Source organism: Pseudomonas kielensis (assembly GCF_014236655.1).
GTDB classification, from domain to species: Bacteria; Pseudomonadota; Gammaproteobacteria; order Pseudomonadales; family Pseudomonadaceae; genus Aquipseudomonas; species Aquipseudomonas kielensis.
In genome coordinates, this window is sequence record NZ_JACMYG010000009.1 from 171,699 (window position 1) to 188,469 (window position 16,771).

Annotated in this window: 18 protein-coding genes; 10 read left to right on the forward strand and 8 right to left on the reverse strand. The window is 62.1% G+C overall.

The window, feature by feature from the left end; translation table 11 throughout:
- Positions 1–105: 105 nt before the first annotated feature.
- Complete coding sequence (locus tag H7995_RS11865) at positions 106–1,017, reverse strand: LysR family transcriptional regulator (protein WP_166590359.1); 912 nt, start codon at positions 1,015–1,017, stop codon at positions 106–108.
- 44 nt (positions 1,018–1,061) lie between these two features.
- Positions 1,062–1,658 (reverse strand): NADPH:quinone oxidoreductase MdaB, encoded by a 597-nt coding sequence (gene mdaB, locus H7995_RS11870; RefSeq protein ID WP_185818403.1) that lies wholly within the window; start codon positions 1,656–1,658, stop codon positions 1,062–1,064.
- Positions 1,659–1,861: 203 nt separating this feature from the next.
- Between mdaB and H7995_RS11875 the strand changes: the two genes are divergently transcribed.
- Positions 1,862–2,176 carry a putative quinol monooxygenase gene (locus H7995_RS11875; RefSeq protein ID WP_166590357.1) on the forward strand — a complete coding sequence of 105 codons (315 nt, stop codon included), beginning with the start codon at positions 1,862–1,864 and terminating at the stop codon, positions 2,174–2,176.
- Here the strand turns inward: H7995_RS11875 and H7995_RS11880 are convergent.
- Complete coding sequence (locus tag H7995_RS11880) at positions 2,166–2,930, reverse strand: sulfite exporter TauE/SafE family protein (protein WP_185818404.1); 765 nt, start codon at positions 2,928–2,930, stop codon at positions 2,166–2,168. The genes H7995_RS11875 and H7995_RS11880 overlap by 11 nt on opposite strands.
- Before the next feature lie 164 nt (positions 2,931–3,094).
- Here H7995_RS11880 and H7995_RS11885 point away from each other — a divergent pair, with 164 nt between their 5' ends.
- A complete protein-coding gene (locus H7995_RS11885; RefSeq protein ID WP_166590355.1) occupies positions 3,095–3,979 on the forward strand; it encodes a LysR family transcriptional regulator in 885 nt (294 codons plus the stop codon).
- Between the two features lie 8 nt (positions 3,980–3,987).
- On the opposite strand, the gene H7995_RS11890 is transcribed toward H7995_RS11885, so the two are convergent.
- Entirely contained in the window at positions 3,988–5,391 is a 1,404-nt protein-coding gene (locus H7995_RS11890; protein ID WP_185818405.1) for an amino acid permease, read from the reverse strand.
- Between the two features lie 107 nt (positions 5,392–5,498).
- Positions 5,499–6,749, reverse strand: a complete 1,251-nt coding sequence (gene kynU, locus H7995_RS11895) for a kynureninase (RefSeq protein ID WP_185818406.1) — start codon at positions 6,747–6,749, stop codon at positions 5,499–5,501.
- A 186-nt stretch (positions 6,750–6,935) separates the two neighbouring features.
- Here kynU and H7995_RS11900 point away from each other — a divergent pair, with 186 nt between their 5' ends.
- Positions 6,936–7,409, forward strand: coding sequence for an Lrp/AsnC family transcriptional regulator (locus tag H7995_RS11900; protein ID WP_095171274.1), 474 nt, complete (start codon positions 6,936–6,938; stop codon positions 7,407–7,409).
- Positions 7,410–7,421: 12 nt separating this feature from the next.
- Here H7995_RS11900 and H7995_RS11905 read toward each other — a convergent pair whose 3' ends face one another.
- Entirely contained in the window at positions 7,422–8,435 is a 1,014-nt protein-coding gene (locus tag H7995_RS11905) for an AraC family transcriptional regulator (protein ID WP_166590352.1), read from the reverse strand.
- Between the two features lie 399 nt (positions 8,436–8,834).
- Here H7995_RS11905 and antA point away from each other — a divergent pair, with 399 nt between their 5' ends.
- From antA to H7995_RS11925, 4 genes are all read left to right on the forward strand, one after another.
- Positions 8,835–10,223: an anthranilate 1,2-dioxygenase large subunit gene (gene antA, locus H7995_RS11910; RefSeq protein ID WP_166590351.1), complete on the forward strand. Its 1,389-nt coding sequence runs from the start codon at positions 8,835–8,837 to the stop codon at positions 10,221–10,223.
- A 2-nt stretch (positions 10,224–10,225) separates the two neighbouring features.
- Positions 10,226–10,717, forward strand: a complete 492-nt coding sequence (gene antB, locus H7995_RS11915; RefSeq protein ID WP_166590350.1) for an anthranilate 1,2-dioxygenase small subunit — start codon at positions 10,226–10,228, stop codon at positions 10,715–10,717.
- Between the two features lie 115 nt (positions 10,718–10,832).
- A complete protein-coding gene (antC, locus tag H7995_RS11920) occupies positions 10,833–11,855 on the forward strand; it encodes an anthranilate 1,2-dioxygenase electron transfer component AntC (RefSeq protein ID WP_166590349.1) in 1,023 nt (340 codons plus the stop codon).
- A 77-nt stretch (positions 11,856–11,932) separates the two neighbouring features.
- A complete protein-coding gene (locus H7995_RS11925) occupies positions 11,933–13,336 on the forward strand; it encodes an amino acid permease (protein WP_166590348.1) in 1,404 nt (467 codons plus the stop codon).
- Between the two features lie 120 nt (positions 13,337–13,456).
- On the opposite strand, the gene kynA is transcribed toward H7995_RS11925, so the two are convergent.
- Positions 13,457–14,311 carry a tryptophan 2,3-dioxygenase gene (gene kynA, locus H7995_RS11930; RefSeq protein ID WP_095171285.1) on the reverse strand — a complete coding sequence of 285 codons (855 nt, stop codon included), beginning with the start codon at positions 14,309–14,311 and terminating at the stop codon, positions 13,457–13,459.
- Positions 14,308–14,973, reverse strand: a complete 666-nt coding sequence (kynB, locus tag H7995_RS11935; protein ID WP_166590347.1) for an arylformamidase — start codon at positions 14,971–14,973, stop codon at positions 14,308–14,310. The genes kynA and kynB overlap by 4 nt, the downstream gene beginning before the upstream one ends.
- 223 nt (positions 14,974–15,196) lie before the next feature.
- Here kynB and H7995_RS11940 point away from each other — a divergent pair, with 223 nt between their 5' ends.
- The 3 genes from H7995_RS11940 to H7995_RS11950 all read left to right on the forward strand — a co-directional run bounded on the left by H7995_RS11940 (position 15,197) and on the right by H7995_RS11950 (position 16,648).
- Entirely contained in the window at positions 15,197–15,772 is a 576-nt protein-coding gene (locus H7995_RS11940) for an NAD(P)H-dependent oxidoreductase (RefSeq protein ID WP_166590346.1), read from the forward strand.
- A gap of 55 nt (positions 15,773–15,827) precedes the next feature.
- Positions 15,828–16,199, forward strand: a complete 372-nt coding sequence (locus H7995_RS11945; RefSeq protein ID WP_166590345.1) for a MerR family transcriptional regulator — start codon at positions 15,828–15,830, stop codon at positions 16,197–16,199.
- A 104-nt stretch (positions 16,200–16,303) separates the two neighbouring features.
- Positions 16,304–16,648: a cupin domain-containing protein gene (locus H7995_RS11950; RefSeq protein WP_095171292.1), complete on the forward strand. Its 345-nt coding sequence runs from the start codon at positions 16,304–16,306 to the stop codon at positions 16,646–16,648.
- Positions 16,649–16,771 lie beyond the last annotated feature (123 nt).

Below are 16,771 nucleotides of genomic sequence, written 5' to 3' on the forward strand. Positions count from 1 at the left end.
GGAACCATAGGCCCTGGCACGGGTGTTGAGCAATCCCAAAACGTCAACGGCCACCCGAAGGTGGCCGTTTTGTGATGCGTTGCACTGACAGGCTCCGGGGGCGAATCAGCCGTCGAACACCTCGTTGGCGTAGCCCGCCAGCTTGCCCTGGATAAAGTCCAGGAAGCACTGGATGCGCAAGGCCAGTTGCGAGTTGCGGTAGTACACCGCGTTGATCGGCTGGCGGTAGCCGCTGTTGGCTTCGGCCAGCAGCAGCTTGAGGCGGCCGGCCTTGAGGTCGGCGATGGTCATGAAGTGCGACAGGCAGGCAATGCCCTGCCCCTCCAGCGCCAGGTGACGCAGGGTTTCGCCGCTGGAAGCGCTGATGCTCGGTTCGATCTGCCAGCGGTCGCCGTGCACATGGCGCAGCGGCCAGTGGTTGAGGGTTTCGGTCTGGGTGAACCCCAGCAGGGTGTGCCCGGCCAGTTCGGCCACGGTGCTCGGGGTACCGTGTCGCTCCAGGTAGGCGGGGCTGGCGAGGATGTGCAGCGGACTGCAGCCCAGCGAACGCGCATGCAGGGTCGAGTCGGCCAGGGCACCGATGCGGATCGCGATGTCGGTGCTCTGCTCCAACAGGTCGATGATCAGGTCGTTGCTGTTGAGCTCCAGCTGGATATCCGGGTACAGCCGGCGGAACTCATCGATGTAGGGCACGATGGCGTGCAGCATGAAGGGTGACGCCGCATTGATCCGCAGGCGCCCGGACGGCGTGCTGTGGCGTGACGACAGGCGTTCTTCCAGTTCCTCCATCTGATCGAGGATGCGCTTGGCCTGCTCGAAGAAATACTTGCCCTCTTCGGTCAGGTCCATGCGCCGCGTGGTGCGATTGATCAGCGTGGTGTCGAGCTTGGCCTCCAGGCGCGACAGCGTGCGGCTGACCGCCGACGGCGTCTGCCCGACCTGCTCGGCCGCCGCGGAAATCGAACCGCACTCGATCACGCAGACAAAAATCTGCAACTCATCGGATCTGGCTTTCACGTGTGTCCTCGTTCCCGGCAGCGCTTTGAGCTGCCGATACTAGCTCATGCAGCGGCCGGCAAGTTGAACACCGATTGCAGGTGCTGGGTGTAGCGGACCACGTCGGCTTCGATGTTCGGACGTTTCATCACGTCGACGCAGAGGAAGGTCGGCAAGCCGCTCATGCCCAGGAACTGGTTGGCCTTGTGGAACGGGAAGTACACCGCGTCCACACCCTTGGCTTCGAAGAAGTCAGTGGGGTCGTCGAACGCTTGTTGCGGGGCGTTCCAGGTCAGCGACAGCATGTACTGCTTGCCGTGGATCAGGCCACCACTGCCGTATTTCTGCGAGGCGTCGGAGCGGGTGCGACCGTCACTGGCATAGAGGCTGCCATGGCCTTGGGTGAAGACTTCGTCGATGTACTTTTTCACGGTCCAGGGCGCGCCCATCCACCAACCGGGCATCTGGTAGATGATCACATCAGCCCAGAGGAACTTCGCGACTTCTTCAGCAACGTCGTAACCCTCGTCGATGTGGGTCACCTTGATGTCGATACCGCCCCGATCCAGCACGCTCATCGCGGCCTCATGCAGGGTGGTGTTGTAGCGACCGTCGGAGTGGGCGAATTGTTTGCCACCGTTGAGCAACAGAACTTTTTTCATGGGAGCCTCGTCATCTGGGTTTGATCCACCGCTGCCTGGGACAGGTGGCGGGATCAGTAAGGTTTGATTCGATGACGGCAGGTTATAGGTCGCTCCCCTGCTGAATAAGCCCTGTTGCGGCAAAATACATTTGACCTATACGCAAGAATGACAAGCTGATTGTTGCCGTAAAATTCTCCTCATCCATTCAAGAGGAGTTCTCCATGAACCAGCAACAAGGTTTTATCCTGCACGCCAAAACCCGCCCGGAGCAGGCCGAGGCCTTTGCCGCGCTGTTTCGCGCCTACGTCGAACCCAGCCGCGCGGAGCCGGGCTGCATCGAGTACCACATGCTGCGTGATCAGCAGGACCCGACGCTGTTCATCTTCTACGAGATCTGGGCATCCCAGGCTGATCTGGACCGGCACTCGAACCTGCCGCACATGCAGGCATTCTTCGCCAGGCGCATGGAGTACCTGGAGCGCGATTTCGAGATCCGCCAGATCGACATGCTCAGCCCCTCATCCGCTAGCCGTTGACCAGCAGGTGAGTGCCGAGCAAGCCCAGACCGATGAAAAACACCCGCTTGAACAGCACGGCGCTGATCCGCTGGCGCAGCCATTGCCCCAGCCACATGCCGAGCACGGCAGGAATCAGCGCCAGCAGCGACGCACTCAACTCACCGCCGCCCAGTGCGCCGCGCCACAACAGGGCGGCGGCGAGGGCCAGGGTCGAGACGCTGAATGACAGGCCCAGGGCCTGCACCAGTTGATCCTTGCCCAAGCCCAACGCTTGCAGGTACGGCACCGCCGGAATCACAAAGACCCCGGTGGCCGCCGTGATGACCCCGGTCAGCACGCCGCACAGCGGCCCAAGCCAGCGCTCGTGGTCGCCGCCGACACGCAGGGCTGGCAGCAGCAGTCCGCTCAGGGCGTAAAGCAACAACGCGCCGCCCAACGCCCGCACCACCCAAGGTCCGCCGTCGATCCCCAGCCACAGGGTGCCTGCGCCGGTGCCGAGAAAAATGGCCAGCAGCATCGGCCATAACCGCCGCACCAACGCCCGCAGGTGTCCGCCGAACGCCAGTTGCCAGAGGTTGGTCAGGGTCGCCGGAATGATCAGCAACGCCGCAGCCTGCGCTGGTGCCATAGCCAGACCCAACAAGCCCATGGCAATAGTCGGCAGGCCAAGACCGATCACCCCCTTGATCATGCCCGCCATCAGGAAGGTCACGATCACCAGCAAAGAAAGGCCCAGGCCAAGATTGTGGTAAAACGCCAGAAGTGTGTTCATGGGGGTATCCTGGCGCGTTCCGGCATCGCTGAAAATCTGCCATATACTGAGGCTGCCTCTTGTTTTAATAGAGCCAGAGACTTCATCGCGGCTGATGCCAACATCGCGAGCAAGCCGCAAGCGGGCGCCGCAAGCAGGCGCTCGCTCCTACAGGGTGTCCCCCCATGCACTTCGATCTGATTGATCTTCGGCTGTACCTGAACATCCTCGAAGCCGGCAATATCACCGCCGGCGCCGCTTGCAGTCATTTGTCACTGGCGGCGGCGAGTGCGCGCATCCGCGGGATGGAAGCTTCGGCGGGTATCGCGTTTTTCCAGCGCGGGCGCCGGGGTGTCAGCCCGACACCCGCTGGCAAGGCACTGGCGCAACACGCGCGGCTGATGCTGCAACAGGCCCAATACCTGCAACAGGACCTGGCGGAATACGCCAAGGGCGTCAAAGGCCAGGTGCGTTTGCTGTGCAACACCACGGCGATCACCGAATACCTGCCCGAGTTGCTGGCGGATTTTCTGCGCGCACACCCCAACCTCGACATCGACCTGCAAGAGCTGCCGAGCCTGCGCATCACCCACGCCCTGCATCAAGGCACGGCCGAGCTGGGCATTGTGTCCGATGCGGTGGACACCTCGGGCCTGGATACCCGGCCGTTTCGCGACGATCCGCTGGTGCTGATCATGCCTAACGACCACCCTCTGGCCGACGTTCGAGCACCGAGCTTCAACCAGACCCTGGCCTATGAGTACGTCGGGCTCAATGCCCACAATGCACTGGCGATCTATCTGGAAGAACAGGCCTTGCACAGCGGCCAACGCATGTCGATGCGCATCCGGGCCGAAGGGTTTGACGGGGTGATGCGCATGGTCGCCCATGGCGCAGGACTGGCGATTGTGCCGCAGGCGGCGGTGCAGCGATTTGCCGCCGGGCAGGGTTGGAAATGCTGCGCCCTGGAAGAGCCCTGGGCGCAACGCAAACTGCTGCTGTGCGCCCGCTCGTTCGAGGCCTTGCCGCGGTATGCGGGTGCCTTGCTCGAGGCGCTGTCCGCCGATTGACGGAGGGCTTAGGCGCGTTCCAGATTGACGGTGGACGGCTTGGGCTTTCTGAAGAACAGCCCATACACCGCCGACAGGATCAGCAGGAACGGCACGCCGAACACCAGGGTCATCTTGAATGCATCGGTGAAGTAGGTGGTGATCATCACCGCGGCCATCAGCACCAGTCCCAGCAGCGTGCTGTAGGGAAAAAAGCGCATGCGAAAGGACAGCTTTTTCTCACCGTGGCGCTGGTGATAGCGACGGAAACAGTAGTGGGTGAGGAAGATCATGAACCAGGTGAAGATCGCCCCGAACATCGAGATCGCCATCATCAGGGTGAACGAACTTTCCGGGTACATCAGGTTCAGCAGCGTCGCCAGGGCAATGCCCGAGCTCGACAGCAGCAGGGCGTTGAGCGGGATTCCGCTCTTGCTCAGCGCGCCCATTGCCTTGGGTGCGTAACCGCCACGGGACAGGCTGAACATCATGCGCGTGGTGATGTACAACTGGCTGTTCATCGCCGACAAGGCGGCAATCAGGATCACGAAGTTCATCACCCCGGTCGCCCCGGGAATGCCGATGGTCTGCATCACGGTGACAAACGGGCTCTGCGCCTGCCCGGCCTGGACCCACGGCACGATTGCCAGCATCAGGGCCAGGGTCAGCAGGTAGAACACCACCAGGCGCACGATGGTCGCGCGAAAGGCTTGTTTCACCGCACGCTCGGGGTCCTCGGCCTCGCCGGCCGCCACGGCGATCATTTCCACGCTCAGGTAGCTGAAGATCGACACGATCACCGCCACCCACATGCCCTGCAGGCCATTGGGGAAGAAGCCGCCATGGGCGGTGTAATGCTGCACCCCGTACTCCGGGTTGCCGGAGCCGAACACCACGTACACCGCGAGGATGATGAAGCCGACGATTGCGCCGATCTTGATGGTCGAGAACCAGTACTCGAAGGTGCCGAAGGTCTTCACGCTGATGGAGTTGAGCACGATCAGCACGCTGGAAAACGAGACGATCCAGATCCACTCGGGCACGTGGGCGAACCAGTACTTCATGTACATCGCCACCGCCGTCACTTCCGTGCCGACCGCCAGCACAATCGCCGCCCAATAGGCGTACCGCACCAGGAACCCGGCCAGCGGGCTGACGTAGAACTCGGCATAGGCGCCGAATGAACCGGACGTGGAGTGGGCCACGGTCATTTCCGCCAGGCAGCCCATCAACAGCAGGGTAATGATCGCGCCGATCGCGTAGCTGAGCAGCACGCTGGGCCCGGCATAGCCGATGGCGTAGGCGCTGCCCATGAACAACCCGGTACCGATGGCCCCGCCAATGGCGATCATGCTCATCTGCCCCGACGTCAGTTGTCGGCGCAGGCCCTGTTCGCGCTTGGAAATCGTGTCAAAGCCGCCGGCTTCGCTCATGTGTCTGTCCTCTGGATTTTGTTTTTTTAGAGCACATCGTCGATCAGGCACCGGGGCCTGTAGGAGCGAGCTTGCTCGCTCCTACAGGGATCCGGTGAGCCTATGGGTCAGGTCACGCTATGGCGCACCTGGAACTGCGCCTGGGCCCAGGTTTTCTCATCAAGGATTTCGCCGAGAATCTGCACCGCATCGAACACCTCGGTGAAGCTGGTGTACAGCGGGGTGAAGCCGAACCGCATGATCCGCGGCTCACGGTAGTCACCGATCACGCCCCGGGCGATCAGGGCCTGGATCACCGCGTAGCCTTGCGGGTGTTCGAAGCTGACGTGGCTGCCACGCTTGGCGTGTTCACGCGGGGTGATCAGCGTCAGGTCGTGGGCGGCGCAGCGTTCCTCGACCAACTGGATGAACAGATCGGTCAGGGCCAGGGACTTGCGGCGCAGGCTGAGCATGTCGGTCTGGGCAAAGATGTCCAGGCCGCACTCGACCATGGCCAGCGAGGTGATCGGCTGGGTGCCGCACAGGTAGCGCGCGATGCCTTTGCTCGGCTCGTAGCCGGACTCCATGTCGAACTGGCGGACGTGGCCGAACCAGCCCGACAACGGCTGCGCGACCAGGTCGCAGAGCTTCGGCGAGACCCAGGCAAACGCCTGGGAACCCGGGCCGCCGTTGAGGTATTTGTAGGTGCAACCGATCGCGTAGTCGGCATCGGCCTGGCGCAGATCCACCGGCACCGCCCCTGCCGAGTGAGCCAGGTCCCAGATGGCCAGCGCACCACATTCGTGGATCAGCGCCGTCAGGGCCGCCATGTCGTGCATGTAGCCGGTCTTGTAGTTGACGTGGGTCAGCAGCACCACCGCGACGTCCTGGTCGATGGCCTGTGCCAGCGCCTCGGGGCTGTCCACCAGGCGCAGGCTGTAGCCTTGTTGCAGCAGGTCCATCAGGCCCTGGGCGATGTACAGGTCGGTGGGGAAGTTGCTCGACTCGCTGACGATCACCTTGCGCTGCGGTGCGCGGCCGTCCTGCACCTTCAGCGCTGCGCCCAGTACCTTGAACAGGTTGATCGAGGTGGTGTCGGTGACCACCACTTCATCGTCGCCCGCGCCGATCAGGCTGGCCAGGCGATTGCCCAGGCGTTGTGGCAGGTCACGCCAGCCGGCGCTGTTCCAGCTGCGGATCAAGCCATCACCCCACTCCTGGGCGATCACGGCCTGGGCCCGCTCGAGGGCGGCGACCGGGCGGGCGCCCAGGGAGTTGCCGTCGAGGTAGATCACCCCGGCAGGCAGGGCGAACTGTGCACGCAAAGGGGCAAGGGAGTCCTCGGCATCGAGCGCCAGGCAAGCGTTTCTTGTGGTCATTGTCGGTCCTGTTCTTTAAGTGGCATGCGGCCGGCGAGCACCGATTTTCGGGGGTTTTCGCACCTGCACGATGAGCAAATAATGAACGAAGACTTGCAGAATTTTCGTGCAAAGTGCGAGGTCATATAGTAGTTATCTCGAAGATTATTCGAATCCAACCGATAAAAACGCGGATTTATTCAAACCATGAATCTCGACTCCACAGACCTGCGGATCCTCCATCACCTGCAGCAGGATGGGCGCATCAGCAACCAGGAACTGGCGGAAAAGGTCTCCCTGTCACCCTCGGCCTGCCTGCGTCGTCTACGCCTGCTGGAAAGCGAGGGCATCATCACCGGGTATCGCGCCGAACTGAGCGCCGAGCGCCTCGGGGTGGAGCTTGAGGCCATTGTCCATGTGTCCCTGCGCCAGGACACGGAGGACTGGCACGAGACCTTCATCAAGAAGGTCCAGTCGTGGCCGGAGGTGGCCACCGCCTATGTGATCACCGGTGCCAGCAACTACGTGTTGCGGGTGCAGGCACGCAACCTCAAGCACTTCTCGGATTTCATCGTCAACAAGCTCAACCGCACGGCCGGGGTCACCGATATCCGTTCGGAGATCGTCCTGCAGAAGATCAAGGAGCGCGACGACCTGCTGGACCTGGTCGCGCGCAAGTAGCCCGGCAGCGGCTCACAGCCCGCGCATGCGCCGGGCTTCGTTGCGCTGCACGGTCGCACTGGGGGACTCGTCGAACAGCTTGCGGTACTCGGCGGAAAAACGCCCCATGTGGGTAAAGCCCCAGGCCATGGCAACCTCGGAAATATTGCGCGCCTGACCCTGTTCGAGCAGGTCCTGGCGCACCGCGTTCAAGCGGTGTTTTTTCAGGTAGGCCATGGGCGACAGGGCGAAGTATTTGCGAAACGCCTCGAACAGCTTGAACCGCGACACCCCCGCCGCGGCCTCGATGTCTTCCAGGTGCAAGGCTTCGCGGGCGTTGTCATGAATGTACTGCTTGGCCCGCACCAGGTAGTGCGGCACCTTCACCCCCAGCACGTCGCGCAGCTCCTCCGAGTAGTTGTTGGGCTGGGCGAGGATCAGGCCCTTGATCAACGAGCTTTCGATGTCGCGGGTGAAGGTCACCTGGTCAAACAGCGAGCTGTTGTGCTCAAGCTCGGCAATGAAATAGCGCGCCATGCGCCACCACGCCGCCGACGCGCCGTCCACCGCATCCATCAATGGTTCAAAGCGCAGGGGGGCGTCGAGTGGGCGTTGCAGGATGCCTTCCAGGGACTCGCACATGGCCGCCCGGGTGATCACCACCTGGACCTTGCGACAGTCGCCGGAAATCGCCAGCACCTGGTTTTCGTTCGGTGAAATGATCACCCCCTGGTCACGATCCGAGCGCAGCAGGCTGCCGTTCTTGCGCAACTCCTGCTCACCCACCAGCGGCAGGCTGAGGCTGTAGCTGCTGAAGTGCTCGGCGTCTTCGATGTCCACCGTCACGTCGGTGCCGTACTCGATGGTTCCGAGGGTGGTGGCCATGGACTTGAAGACATTGGCACTGTGGTGAAAACGGATCCGCTCCGGGGTCGCGGTTTCCAGGCGATGGGGGCCACAGATACCGGACATCCAGGTCCTGGCCCCTTCGAGGTCATAGTGATCGATACGGATATCGCGACTCTGCGGATCGGCTTTGCTACTCATCACGGCGCACCCACGGCAATATTTTTTCAGTGCGCTCTGACGGCGCACCTCTGGTTTGGACGGAGCAAGTTCCAGACCACTCGACCCGCTCCCTGAGTCGATGGATAACAATCGCCGAATAAGCGGATAACCCGGCGTGGCAGAGCAGAACAGTTGCCCTGGCACCGTCCTGCAAACTGGGCAAAACAGTACCTCAATGCTGCCGATTGGGGCAGCCATTCATCGTTTGGGGCGCGGCGATGGGTATTCGCTGCCCAGGTGTTACCCCTGGCCGCCGCCAGATGTTCGAGCCCGCGAATTTTGTGGATTACCTTCGTCGAGTAAGCGGATAGACCCTGCCCCGCCCTGCTCTCTCTAATGTGCGCACCGATTAGCCTGAATAAAAAAAGGGGCAGACCCATGAGTGGCGAGAAAAACGTCGAGCAGTGGAAAACGTTTATCGAAGGTTGCCTGGACTTCCGTCCGGTGGAGGGTGTGTTTCGCATTGCCCGGGAGATGTTCACCGAGCCGCAGCTGTTCGACCTGGAAATGGAACTGATCTTCGAGAAGAACTGGATCTACGCCTGCCACGAAAGCGAACTGGCCAACAACCACGACTTCGTCACGATGCGTGCCGGGCGCCAGCCGATGATCATCACCCGCGACGGTGACGGCCAGCTCAATGCGCTGATCAACGCCTGCCAGCATCGCGGCACCACCCTGACCCGGGTTGGCAAGGGTAACCAGTCCACGTTCACTTGCCCGTTCCACGCCTGGTGCTACAAAAGCGACGGCCGCCTGGTCAAGGTCAAGGCACCCGGCGAGTACCCGGAAGGCTTCGACAAGGCCACTCGCGGCCTGAAGAAGGCGCGCATCCAGAGCTACAAGGGGTTTGTGTTCATCAGCCTCGACGTGCAGGGCAGCGACAGCCTGGAAGATTTCCTCGGTGACGCCCGGGTGTTCTTCGACATGATGGTTGCGCAGTCGCCCACCGGCGAGCTGGAAGTGCTGCCCGGCAAGTCGGCGTACACCTATGACGGCAACTGGAAACTGCAGAACGAGAACGGCCTGGATGGCTACCACGTGAGCACGGTCCACTATAACTACGTGGCCACGGTGCAGCATCGCCAGCAGGTCAACAGCGAAAACGGCAGCGCCGGCGGCAGCACCCTGGACTACAGCAAGCTCGGCGCCGGCGACGCCAATACCGATGACGGCTGGTTTGCCTTCAACAACGGGCACAGCGTGCTGTTCAGTGACATGCCCAACCCCACGGTACGCTCCGGCTACGCCACCATCATGCCGCGCCTGATCGAAGAACACGGCCAGCAAAAGGCCGAATGGATGATGCATCGCCTGCGCAACCTGAACGTCTACCCGAGCCTGTTTTTCCTCGATCAGATCAGCTCGCAGCTGCGCATCATCCGCCCGGTGGCGTGGAACAAGACCGAGATCATCAGCCAGTGCCTGGGGGTGAAAAACGAGTCGGACGCCGACCGGGAAAACCGCATTCGCCAGTTCGAGGATTTCTTCAACGTCTCCGGCCTTGGCACCCCGGACGACCTGGTGGAGTTCCGTGAAGCCCAGCGCGGTTTCCAGGCCCGCCTGGAACGCTGGAGCGATATCTCCCGCGGCAGCCACCGCTGGGCCACGGGTGCCACGCCCAACAGCGAGGCCATCGGCATTGCCCCGGCCATGACCGGCACCGAGTTCACCCACGAAGGGCTGTACGTCAACCAGCACGCCAACTGGCAGAAGTTCCTGCTCGATGGCCTGGACAAAAAATCCCTGAAGCTGCGTGAGGTGTAACCATGAATGCGCAATTGCAGTATCAGATCGAACAGTTTTTCTACCGCAAGTCCGAGTTGTGCGACGCCAAGGACTGGGACGCCTACCTCCAGCTGTTCGCTGAGCAGAGCGAGTTCCACTTGCCGCAATGGGACTCAGAGCACGTCTACACCCAGGACCCCAAGCGCGAAATGTCGCTGATCTACTACGCCAACCGTTCCGGCCTGGAAGACCGGGTGTTCCGCTTGCGCACCGGCAAGGCCGCCTCGGCCACGCCCATGCCCCGCACCCTGCACCTGATCAACAACGTGCGGATCCGCGAGCTGCCCCAGGGCGAACTGGAAGTGCGCCTGAACTGGCACACCCTGTTCTACCGCCTGGCCACTTCCGAGCAGTTCTACGGCAACGCCACCTATCGCCTGACGCCGCACAACGACAGCTGGCTGATCACCCGCAAGCACGTGCTGCTGCTCAACGACACCATCAACTCGGTGCTCGACTTCTACCACTTGTGACCTGTAGCAGCTGCCGAGCCCGCGAGGCACGTCAATCCCAGGGGGCGGTCCTGCGGACAGGCAACGCAGCCTCGCCGGGGCTCGACAGCTGCTACGGTATTTTTAGGAGTTCTGAATGAACCATAAGGTCGCGTTCAGCTTTGCCGACGGCAAGACCCTGTTCTTTCCCGTGCAGGCCAACGAAATACTGCTCGATGCCGCGCTGCGCAATGGCATCAAGATTCCCCTGGATTGCCGCGAAGGGGTCTGTGGCACGTGCCAGGGCCGCTGTGAATCCGGCGATTACAGCCAGGACTATGTGGATGAGGAAGCCCTCTCCAGCCTGGACCTGCAACAGCGCAAGATGCTCACCTGCCAGACCCGGGTGAAGTCCGATGCCGCCTTCTACTTCGACTTCGCGTCCAGCCTGTGCAACGCCGCCGGACCGGGCCAGCTCAGCGGCACCGTCAGCCAGGTCACCCAGGTCTCGGCCAGCACCGCGATCCTGCACCTGGTGCTGGACCCCGACGCACCGCTGCTGGACTTTCTCCCGGGGCAATATGCGCGGTTGCTGATTCCCGGCACCAGCAGCAAACGCTCCTATTCGTTCGCCAACCGCCCCGGCGCCAGCAATCAGTTGCAGTTCCTGATTCGCCTGCTGCCCGACGGCGCCATGAGCAACTACATTCGCCAGCGTTGCCAGGTTGGCGACCGCATCGAACTGGAAGCGCCACTGGGGGCGTTTTACCTGCGCCACATCACCCGGCCGCTGGTGCTGGTGGCCGGCGGCACCGGTTTATCGGCGCTGCTGGGGATGCTCGACGAGATGGCCGAACGCGGTTGTGATCAGCCTGTGCACCTGTACTACGGGGTGCGCGATGCAGCCGATCTGTGCGAGGCCGCGCGCATCCAGGCCTACGCCGAGCGCCTGCCGGGGTTTCGCTACACCGAGGTGGTCAGCGAACCCACGCCGGCCTGGACCGGCAAGCGCGGCTACATCGCCGAGCACTTCGATGCCAGCCAATGGCGCGACAGCGCCGCCGACATGTACGTCTGCGGACCACCGCCGATGGTCGAGTCGATCAAGACCTGGCTGGCGGCGCAAAGCCTGGAAAATGTGCAGCTTTATTACGAAAAGTTCACCGAAAGCAACGTCTGACGCTCACAAACGGGCGGTAATTGAATAAGCTGTCGGGGTGCAACACAGCCGGACCAAAACAACTAGAAGGTAACCAGATGGCGGATGAAATACAGCAACAGGGCACACTCAAGCGAGGGCTGAAGAACAGACATATCCAGCTGATCGCCTTGGGTGGTGCCATTGGCACAGGGTTGTTCCTCGGTTCCGCAGGTGTACTCAAGTCAGCGGGCCCCTCGATGATTCTCGGCTATGCGATTGCCGGGTTCATCGCCTTCCTGATCATGCGCCAGCTCGGCGAGATGATTGTCGAGGAACCGGTCGCCGGTTCTTTCAGCCACTTCGCCCACAATTACTGGGGTGGGTTTGCCGGCTTCCTGTCCGGCTGGAACTATTGGGTGCTGTACGTGCTGGTGGGCATGGCGGAGCTGACCGCCGTCGGCAAGTACATCCAGTTCTGGTGGCCGGAGGTGCCGACCTGGGTCAGCGCGGCGGTGTTCTTTGTGCTGGTCAACCTGATCAACACCATGAACGTCAAGGTGTTCGGCGAGATGGAGTTCTGGTTCGCGATCATCAAGGTCGTGGCCATCATCGGCATGATCGCCCTCGGTTGCTACATGCTGTTCAGTGGTACCGGCGGCCCGCAGGCCTCGGTGAGCAACCTGTGGGAGCACGGCGGGTTCTTCCCCAATGGCACCACCGGCCTGCTGATGGCGATGGCGTTCATCATGTTCTCCTTCGGTGGCCTGGAACTGGTGGGCATCACCGCCGCCGAGGCCAGCGAGCCGCGCAAAGTGATTCCCAAGGCGATCAACCAGGTGGTTTACCGGGTACTGATCTTCTACGTCGGCGCACTCACCGTGCTGCTTTCGCTGTACCCCTGGGACCAACTGCTGCAGACCCTCGGCGCTTCCGGCGATGCCTACAGCGGCAGCCCGTTCGTGCAGATCTTCGCCTTGATCGGCAGCGACACGGCGGCGCAGATCCTCAACTTCGTGGTCCTGACCGCGGCGCTCTCGGTCTATAACAGCGGTGTCTACTGCAACAGCCGCATGCTCTACGGCCTGGCCGAACAGGGCGATGCACCCAAGCAGTTGATGAAGCTGACCAAGCAAGGCGTGCCCCTGTTGGCGTTGAGCGTTTCGGCGCTGGTCACCCTGCTGTGCGTGGTGGTCAACTACGTGGCCCCTCACGGTGCGCTGGAGCTGCTGATGGCCCTGGTGGTTGCTTCGTTGATGATCAACTGGGCGCTGATCAGCCTGACGCACCTGAAGTTCCGCAAGGCCATGCACCTCAAAGGCATTGTCCCGGGCTTCAAGGCCTTCTGGTCGCCCTACACCAACTACCTGTGCCTGGCCTTCATGTTCGTGATCATCTGCGTGATGCTGGCGATCCCGGGCATTCGGGCATCGGTGTTCGCGATTCCGGTCTGGGTTGCGATCCTGTACGTGGCCTACCGTCTGCGGGTTGCCCGCACACGAGCGTTGTCGGTCGCGCGATAACCGCCAGCCACTAAAAAAGCCCCGGCATTCGATGAATGCCGGGGCTTTTTGCTGTCTGCGTCAACCACAATCCCTGTAGCAGCTGCCGAGCCGGCTCGGCGCTGCTACAGGGCGATGTGTTTAGAGGGTGGAGCGCACGCGCCACAGCTCGGGGAACAGCACGGTGTCGAGCATCTTGCGCAGGTAACCCACGCCTTCGGTGCCGCCGGTGCCTGGCTGGAAGCCGATGATCCGCTCGACCGTGGTCACATGGCGGAAGCGCCACTGACGGAACGAGTCTTCGAGGTCGATGAACTTCTCGGCCAACTGGTACAGGTCCCAGTACTGCGTCGGGTTCTTGTAGACCACTCGCCAGGCGGCTTCGACCGAGGCGTCATGGGCGGTGGGCTGGGTCGGGTCGCAGGTCAGGCGCTGTGGGTCGATCGCCAGGCCAGCGCTGACCATCAGGCGAATCGCCTCGTCGTACAGCGACGGCGTGGCCAGCGACTGCTGCAACTCGGCCAGCAGTTCCGGACGGTGGGCATGGGGGCGCAACAGGGTGGCGCTCTTGTTGCCGAGGATGAATTCGATCTCTCGGTACTGGAACGATTGGAAGCCCGAGGACTGCCCGAGGAATGGCCGGATCGCGTGGTATTCGGTGGGGGTCATGGTCGCCAGCACGGTCCAGGCATGCACCAGTTGGTCGAAGATCCGCGACACCCGCGCCAGCATCTTGAACGCCGGCGGCAGCTCGCCCAGGCGCACGTGTTCACGGGCGGCCTTGAGTTCGTGCAGCATCAGTTTCATCCACAGCTCGGATGTCTGGTGCTGGATGATGAACAGCATTTCGTTATGGTCTGGCGACAACGGGTGCTGGGCGCTGAGAATCCGCCCCAGGTCCAGGTAGTCGCCGTAGCTCATGGAGTCGGAGAAATTCAGCTCGGCGTTATGCCATTCGTCTGTCTGGTTGCCCGGGGAATAGGGACATTGGCTCATTGCGCAGGCTCCTCAAGTGGCGATGTGTTCAGCGGACGCAAAATCGCCCGGACCGGGCTGGCGTCAAGATTGGCAAAGCGCAGCGGCAAGGCGATCAGTTCGTAGTCACCTTCCGGCACGTCATCGAGGACGATCCCTTCGAGGATCGCCATGCCATGGCGCGCGACAGCGTTGTGCGCGTCCATGGTCTTGGATTGTTGCGGGTCGAGGGACGGCGTATCGATACCGATCAGGCGCACACCGAGGCCGGCCAGCAAGTCCACGGTGTCTTTGGCCACGGCCGTGAAGTGCGGGTCCCAGGCGGCCAGTGGTACTTGGCGGTAGGTGCGCAACAGCACCCGCTCAGGCAACTGTTGCAGGCGCCCGGTCAGTTGCTCGGGCTGCACCAGGGCGCCGCTGTCCAGGCAATGCAGGACGCGGCACGGGCCCATGTAGACCTCCAGCGACACCTCGCCGATGGGCGCGCCGTCCGGGCTGTAGTGCAGAGGCGCGTCGACGTGGGCGCCGGTGTGCGGCGACAGGGTAATGCGCCCGACGTTGACCGGACACTCGGGGCCGAACGTCCAGACCCGCTCTTCCTGAAAGGGTGTATCACCCGGCCAGGTGGGCGTCGCGGTGCTCAAGGGTGGGCTGATGTCCCACCAGGATGGTGTTTTTTTCATTGTTCAAATCTCGGCTTGCTCACGCGTGAATGATACGAGCGAACCCCCTGAACTTTCTTGCGAAAAACTTCGGCAATCGGCAAATGTTTCGCACTTAATGCTAAAAAATCGCCGTTTCGCCGATAGAAATTTCACGCCGCGCCAGCGGCATCCACCGCCGCCCTTGACTCTCCCCCATGGGGCCGACTTTATCCTCGCGCCTCGACTATCGCGGGGTAAGCACATGAGCAAACGGATACTGGTGATTCTCGGCCATCCTTCGAACCAGAGTTTCTGCGGCGCCCTCGCCGATCACTACGTGCAGGCGGCCCGGGAGGCCGGGCATGAAGTGCGCGAGCTGCGCCTGGGCACCTTGAGTTTCGACCCGATCCTGCGCGAAGGCTACCAGCAGATCCAGCCTCTGGAAGCCGACCTGCTCAAGGCCCAGGAGGACATCACCTGGGCCGAGCACCTGACGCTGGTCTACCCGATCTGGTGGGGGGCCATTCCTGCGTTGCTCAAGGGCTTTTTCGACCGGGTGCTGCTTCCCGGCTTTGCGTTCAAGTACCGCCCCGGCAAAGCCTTTCCGCAAAAGCTGCTGCAGGGGCGCACCGCCGATCTGTTGGTGACCATGGACACACCGCCCTGGTACTACCGCTGGGTGTATCGCATGCCCGGGCTGCACCAGGTGCGCAAGACCACCCTGGCGTTCTGCGGCATCCGCCCGCGCACCACCCTGACCTTCGGCCCGCTGCTGAGCTCGACCGCACGTCAGCGCCAGACCTGGCTGGCACGCGCCAAGGCTATCGCTCAGGGGTAAGTCTCAGGGATAATCCGCCGCGTTATCCGGGACATCCACGAAAAAGGGACTTTTCATGTACATCGGTAAAGCGGCGAAACTGTCCGGCACCACCATCAAGAGCATTCGCCACTACGAAGATATCGGCCTGCTGCCGCCAGCCCAGCGCCAGGGCAAATACCGCATCTACGACCAGCAGAGCGTCGAGTTGCTGAGCTTCATCAAGTGCGCCCAGCAACTGGGTTTCAAGCTCAAGGAAATGCAGGCGATGTTCGAGCCGTACCGTGGCCAGACCCCGCCCTGGGACCTGGCGCACCAGGCGATCACCGACAAGAAGCGGCAACTGACCGACACCATCAAGCAACTGACCCGCCAACACCAGCAATTGAGCGCGCTGCAGGCCAGCCTGGCCCAGGTGAAGGACCAGTGCACGCTGGAGCGGGTCTGAGGCCCTGCGCGCTTCTGGACAGCTGAGTGTCGAGCACAGACAACTGAACCTTCGCCGGGCGCTATAGGGTGCAGGTTCATTCCTGCCCAACGCTCGGAGTCAGCATGTCCCAACCCATTACCGTCCTTCGCGATACCCACCCGCTGCCAGTGCTCGATGCCTGCAAATGGGAAAAGCTCGAAGGCGACCCGCACACCGTCAACCTCAACGCCTACACCAGCGAGGATGGCAGCAAGATCATGGGCACCTGGATCTGCACGCCAGGCAAATGGCGGGTCGACTATGTGAAGTGGGAGTACTGCCATTTCCAGGAAGGCTACTGCGTGATCACCCCGGACGGCATGGCGCCGATCCATCTGCGTGCGGGTGACATCTTTGTGGTCGAGCCGGGGATGAAAGGCACCTGGGAAGTGGTGGAGACCGTACGCAAGTACTTCGTGTTTGCCTGAACATTGCACCCGGTAATGGGTGCAAAAAAACCATTGTGGGAGCGGGCTTGCCCGCGAATGCGCCAGCACCGTCAACGTTGATATTGACTGTGCCGGCCTCTTCGCGGGCAAGCCCGCTCCCAC